We start from the raw sequence: 5,463 nt of genomic DNA, 5'->3' as shown, positions 1-5,463 counted from the left end.
ACCTTTCCTTATCGACTCAACTGCAGCTGCTGCAAAAATTGCAGGTGTAGAATACGTACAAGAAGTCGGTTTAGCTGAAAGAGCTGTATACAACTCCATAAGTATGGCTGCAGAACCTGCAGAAATCGAAGCTGTTAAAAACTCAGACATCGACGCATCCATTCTCTTAGGTTTCAACCCAATGACTCCTGGTGTAGAAGGAAAAATCGAAATTTGGGAAACTGGTGGAGCAGTTATCGACCAAGGTATTCTCGAAATGGCTGAAGAATGTGGAATTACCAAACCATGGATGGACGTAGCAGTTACTCCTTTAGGTCAAGGTGCAGGACCTGCTGTAAGAACTTCTTACGCAGTTAAAGCTAAATGGGGATACCCAGTAGGATCTGGTATTCACAACGTACCTTCCGCATGGGACTGGTTAAGAGCATACAAAAAAGAACACAAAGAAGCATGGCCTGTTTGTGACATAGGTTCCAACATTGTTCAACAAATGGCTGGTGGAGACTTCGTTCTTTTCGGACCTATCGAAAACTCCAGACTCGCATTCCCAGCATGTGGTATGGCTGATATCATGATTGCTGAAGCAGCAAAAGATATCGGTACTGAACCTGTAGAAGACCACCCTATTAACAACTTATTATAGATATAAGGGTCCCGATTAGATGATTAATTCATCTAATCATTTTTTTCTATTTTTTACTTTTTTTTAACTAATTTTCAAAGCAATTTTTTCAAGATTTTTTTAATAAGATTTATATTTGTATAAAAAGATATTTATTAACAAGTTTAATTGAGGTTATAAAATGTCTTTTCTAAGTAAAATTTTCAAAAAAGGTCCTAAACCTATCATCGCTCATTCTAAAACTGGTAATTTGGCGAGTTTAAGAGCTCAGAGGGCAGGTCCTGCAAGTCCGGGCGCTGTTCAAAAGCCTGACACTTTTTATGTAACTGCATCTGTTGAATTAGGTAATACCACTACAAAATCTATTGTAATGGCAACTAACTTAAACACTAGTGAATCATATTTATTGAATAAAACAGTTAAAATGACTCGTGACATACGTCCGCCTAAACCTACTGAAGAGGTTTTCGGTAAAACCGTTTGGGGCATTGAACTTTCCAAAGAAGCAGTAACCGAGTTAATTAGAGATACTGTTTTAGAATCACTCAGAAAATGTCAAGTGGACAAGGATGAGGATTTGGATTTTGTTGTAAGATCCACTGGTGTAACTGCAGGTTTTGCAACTGCTGAAGAAGCGGGCCAATTAATTATCGCTCTTGCTGACGGTTGTCTTGAAGCGGATATTCCTCCAAGAAAAATGTCTCCTGCAATGACCATTTCACAACTTCCTGAAAGATTGCAAAGACACTCCCTTTTGGAAAATATCATGTTTGATGGTGCTGTTGTAAGTGTGGTTCCCCCTCAAGGTAAAGAGACTGTCGCAAATGAAATGGAAGGGGAACTTGTAACTGCAGGAATCAAGTTAGGTGCTAAATGGACTGACGTTGATTATAGAAACCCTTGTGTATCTTTGGATTTCGGTTCCACTTTGGCGGGTCGTATTGTTAATGATAATGAACCTTATGCAAATACTGTAGGTAACTTCTTAGGTCTTGCAGGGGTTGTAAGTGACTCCTTGGCCAGAGGTTCCGGTATGATTGATAAGAAAAATGGTGCTGCTCTAGATTTATATTCAGATAAGGCAATGAAAAAGGCAGACCATAAGAAAGCTGAAGCTAATGCATTGGAAGCTCACAAATTGGTTGATATCCGTAAGGTTCCTATGGATGTTGAAAGATTCGGTACTGTGCCGGTCAATCCTGAAGCTGCTGAAAACGCAGGAACTACCTTGATAGGTTGTGATGTAGGATTTAATGGTGACAAACTCGATGAATTGATGGAATTAGGGGCACAATTCTATGATGCTGATGGTCTTCCAACTTTGCTTTCAACCTTGGATTATGTAAGTACCAATATTGTAAAAAGGGTATTGAATGTTGCATTTGAGGAAAATGTGATTACTCCAGGTTCTGCTTTAGGTATTACAGGAAGGGCAGGTATTACAGGACGTAAACCTGAACTCATTTTGGAAGCTGTTCAAGATAAGTTTGAAAATGTTGTTTTTGTTGAAGACGGTTTAGCTTTAGGTTCTGCGATTATGGCACGTTGTATGAATTCAATGGGAACACCTAAAGTTCCTATTGGGGGTAAACAAGGTGGTAGATGTATCCTTAAAGATCGTATGAAAATGGCTGGCGGAAAATTCGCTTAAACACATGTGGTTTATCATGATTTATGCAATTTTGATGGCTGGAGGTATGGGAACAAGACTTAAAGTTCCCGTAGAAAAACCTCTTTTCAAATTACATGATAAACCTTTAATTAAATATGTAATTGACAACTTAAATGCATCTAAATTAATCGATGAAATCGTTATTGCAGTTAGTCCAAATACTGTTGAAACGACAAGATATTTGGAATCATTGAATGATGAGTTTAGGATTTTGGATACTTCAGGTAAAGACTATTTAACCGATTTGTCTTTTATTTTGGATTATTTTGAAAAGATATCCAGTGAAGACACTCTGCTTTTCATCAATGCTGATTTACCTTTTATTTCTACTGAAACTATTGATTACGTCTTGGAATATTATTCCAACTCAACTAAAGACGCTTTATCAATATTGGTGCCAGTAGAAATATTTGAGGATTTAGGTTTAAATTATTCCTATGAGTTCAATGGAAATGTTCCTTCTGGTTTGAACGTTTTGAGAAGCGTTAATATTGTTCAGGATGAAGACCAGTTGGTTATTCCAAAAGTGGAACTTGCTTTGAATATTAATACTATTCCGGATAGCGAAATTGCAGAAAAATTATACAAAGAATATTATATTTAAATATAATGAAATTAAATAATTATATAAGTAAATTTAATTTTATCAGGTGATTTAATGGAAAATAAACAAATTCCAAAAAGAGAAGAAAAATTATGGAGTGAAATCAAAAACTACCAAGTAGCTACCAACAATGCACGTATTCTTGGAGTATTAGATGAATTAATTATTAACGAAAAAACTGGTAAAATCGTGGATATAGCTATTAGAGTTGAAAGTGACCGTAACATCCACGTTAAAGGTGCTAAAAGAAATGGTGATTTGTTATTAGTTCCTTTCGCTAAAGTTGAAAAAGTTGGGGAATTTATTATTGTAACTGAATAATTCAGTTATCTTCTTTTTTTTATTATCTTTAAATAAAACATTGTTATATTATTATTGTTAACTATTTATAGTTAGTAATGTAATACATATATTAGTATAACAAATTCATATCTTAATAATTTAGGTGATTATATGTTGCTCGAAATAGAAAATTTGGCTGTTGAAGTAGCCGGAAAAAGAGTTTTAAAAAATATTAATCTTTCTATTGATGAAGGGGAAACTCATGTTCTTTTAGGGCCTAATGGTGCTGGAAAAAGTACTTTATTTTTAACTATACTTGGTTTTCCAAATTATGATGTAGTTCAAGGATCAATTAAGTTTAAAGGTCAGGATATTACTGAGTTATCTACTGCAGAAAGAGTTAAATTAGGTATAGGAGTAAGTTTCCAATCTCCACCTTCAATTAGGGGAGTATCTGTAGGAGATTTATTAAAAATTGAATCTCATCAAGATGTCAGTGAAGAATTAAATCCTAGAATGCAGGAATTAGCTAAAAAACTTAAGTTCAGTGATGAATTCTTGCAGAGAGATGTTAATCTAGGATTTTCCGGAGGAGAAGTTAAACGTTCTGAAATTTTACAACTATTGGCTCAAATGCCTGATTTCACCATGTTTGATGAACCGGACTCCGGTGTGGACATTGAAAATGTAGAATTATTAGCTTCTGAAATCGGAACTTTGTTAGATAAAGATAAAAAGCATGGTGACAGAAAGAGAAGCGGTCTTTTAATCACTCATTTAGGTTATATTTTAAACTTTGTTAATGCTGACAAAGCTCATGTTTTAATGAATGGTGTTATTTCCTGTTCAGGAAACCCGAATGAAATTCTCGAAGATATTAGGAAAAATGGTTTTAATGGATGTGTTGAGTGTGCGCAATGTTTATGATGATGCTGAAAGAGCTAAAGATAAAAAGGCAGCTTTAGGTGCTGACATTACTATTGAAAATTTCTCAGATGAAACAGTCAATGCTTTAGACATGATTGATGATTTGGATGACTTGGACAAACAAACTAAAAAGGACCTCTTGAAAGTTGGTGTGGATACAGAGGAAAAAAATAGGTCCGGGTCATTTTTACAAGTCGATCAAAGTAATATTTTCACAAACAACTCCATGTCTGATTCAATTGAAGTTATGAACATGGCTGTTGCTTTAGATAAATATAGTTGGCTTGAAGATTATCTTTGGAATGTTGTAAAACCGGATGCAGACAAATACACTGCAAAAACTGCTTTAAATGAACAGGAAAATGGCGTATTAAGCGGTTATTTTGTAAGGTCATTACCTGGAACTAAAGAAGTAATGCCCGTACAGGCTTGTATGTTCATTAGTGATGCGGACATCATGCAGACTGCACACAATGTCATCATTGCTGAAGAAAATTCAGAATTGCACTTGATTACTGGATGTGCAACCGGTGACGATGTCGCTTCTGCAATGCACGTCGGTGTTTCAGAAATGTATCTGAAACCAGGTTCCAAAATTACTTTTACAATGGTTCACAATTGGGCTGAGCAAGTGGAAGTGCGTCCAAGAACAGGTGTCAAGTTAATGGATAATTCCACATATATCAATAATTATATTTTAACCAGTCCTGTTAGCACTATCCAATCATTCCCTACCGCATACTGTGATGGTAAAAACTCAAGAGCCATCTTCCAAAGTATTCAAGGCGGTAAAAAAGATTCCATCATTGATGTAGGATCCAGAGTGTTGTTGAATGCGGAAGGTGCAAGAGGAGAAGTTATTTCAAGAGCGGTAGCTCAAGACGAATCAAAAATCTATGCCAGAGGTCATTTGGCAGGTACTGTTCCTACTGTAAAAGGACACTTGGAATGTCATGGATTAGTGTTATCTGATGACAGTTTCATTTATGCTGTGCCTGAACTTGAAGCCAGTTCCGCTAACTTGGAAATGTCTCACGAAGCAGCTGTGGGTAAAATTTCCGAAGATGAAATTAATTATTTGACTTCTCGTGGAATCGAGGAAGAAGAAGCCGAATCCATGATTGTAAGAGGATTTTTAAATATGGATATTACTGGCCTTCCTGATGAGTTAGCTGAGCAAACTCAAAGAATGATTGATATGAGCCTTGATGGAATGTAATTCCATCTTCTTTTTCTTTTTTCTTTTATTAAATTTGTTTTTGAAATTCTTGTTTTATAGTATATAAACTTTTTGGATTTAGTTTCTAAGTAACCTTTATATTAATTATTAATGAAATATATTAATCAGTACATAAT

General features: G+C 35.3%; 6 protein-coding genes. All 6 read left to right on the top strand.

What is annotated here, in order from left to right; translation table 11 throughout:
• A partial coding sequence (mtrH, locus tag Q0W25_RS08750) for a tetrahydromethanopterin S-methyltransferase subunit H (RefSeq protein WP_298521211.1) occupies positions 1-643 on the top strand: 643 nt, incomplete at its 5' end.
• A gap of 160 nt (positions 644-803) precedes the next feature.
• A complete protein-coding gene (locus tag Q0W25_RS08745; RefSeq protein WP_298521209.1) occupies positions 804-2,273 on the top strand; it encodes a methanogenesis marker 14 protein in 1,470 nt (489 codons plus the stop codon).
• A 16-nt stretch (positions 2,274-2,289) separates the two neighbouring features.
• Positions 2,290-2,898 (top strand): NTP transferase domain-containing protein, encoded by a 609-nt coding sequence (locus Q0W25_RS08740; RefSeq protein ID WP_297828406.1) that lies wholly within the window; start codon positions 2,290-2,292, stop codon positions 2,896-2,898.
• A 54-nt stretch (positions 2,899-2,952) separates the two neighbouring features.
• Positions 2,953-3,219, top strand: coding sequence for a PRC-barrel domain-containing protein (locus Q0W25_RS08735; RefSeq protein ID WP_292606090.1), 267 nt, complete (start codon positions 2,953-2,955; stop codon positions 3,217-3,219).
• A 132-nt stretch (positions 3,220-3,351) separates the two neighbouring features.
• Positions 3,352-4,107: an ABC transporter ATP-binding protein gene (locus tag Q0W25_RS08730; protein ID WP_297828409.1), complete on the top strand. Its 756-nt coding sequence runs from the start codon at positions 3,352-3,354 to the stop codon at positions 4,105-4,107.
• The gene (locus tag Q0W25_RS08725) at positions 4,076-5,326 is read left to right on the top strand and encodes a SufD family Fe-S cluster assembly protein (protein WP_297828411.1); all 1,251 of its coding nucleotides are present in this window, start codon (positions 4,076-4,078) and stop codon (positions 5,324-5,326) included. Before Q0W25_RS08730 ends, Q0W25_RS08725 begins: the two co-directional genes overlap by 32 nt.
• Positions 5,327-5,463: the final 137 nt, after the last annotated feature.

This window comes from uncultured Methanobrevibacter sp., from assembly GCF_947166415.1.
Classification (GTDB): Archaea; Methanobacteriota; Methanobacteria; order Methanobacteriales; family Methanobacteriaceae; genus Methanocatella.
The sequence above is the reverse complement of the archived record's forward strand: the minus strand, read 5'-3'. Positions and strand labels throughout refer to the sequence as shown.

Excerpts from the sequence above, each read along its gene's own strand:
- Q0W25_RS08725 (WP_297828411.1), top strand. The coding sequence starts at position 4,076 with ATGGATGTGTTGAGTGTGCGCAATGTTTATGATGATGCTGAAAGAGCT.
- Q0W25_RS08735 (WP_292606090.1), top strand. The coding sequence starts at position 2,953 with ATGGAAAATAAACAAATTCCAAAAAGAGAAGAAAAATTATGGAGTGAA.
- Q0W25_RS08730 (WP_297828409.1), top strand. The coding sequence starts at position 3,352 with ATGTTGCTCGAAATAGAAAATTTGGCTGTTGAAGTAGCCGGAAAAAGA.
- Q0W25_RS08745 (WP_298521209.1), top strand. The coding sequence starts at position 804 with ATGTCTTTTCTAAGTAAAATTTTCAAAAAAGGTCCTAAACCTATCATC.
- Q0W25_RS08740 (WP_297828406.1), top strand. The coding sequence starts at position 2,290 with ATGATTTATGCAATTTTGATGGCTGGAGGTATGGGAACAAGACTTAAA.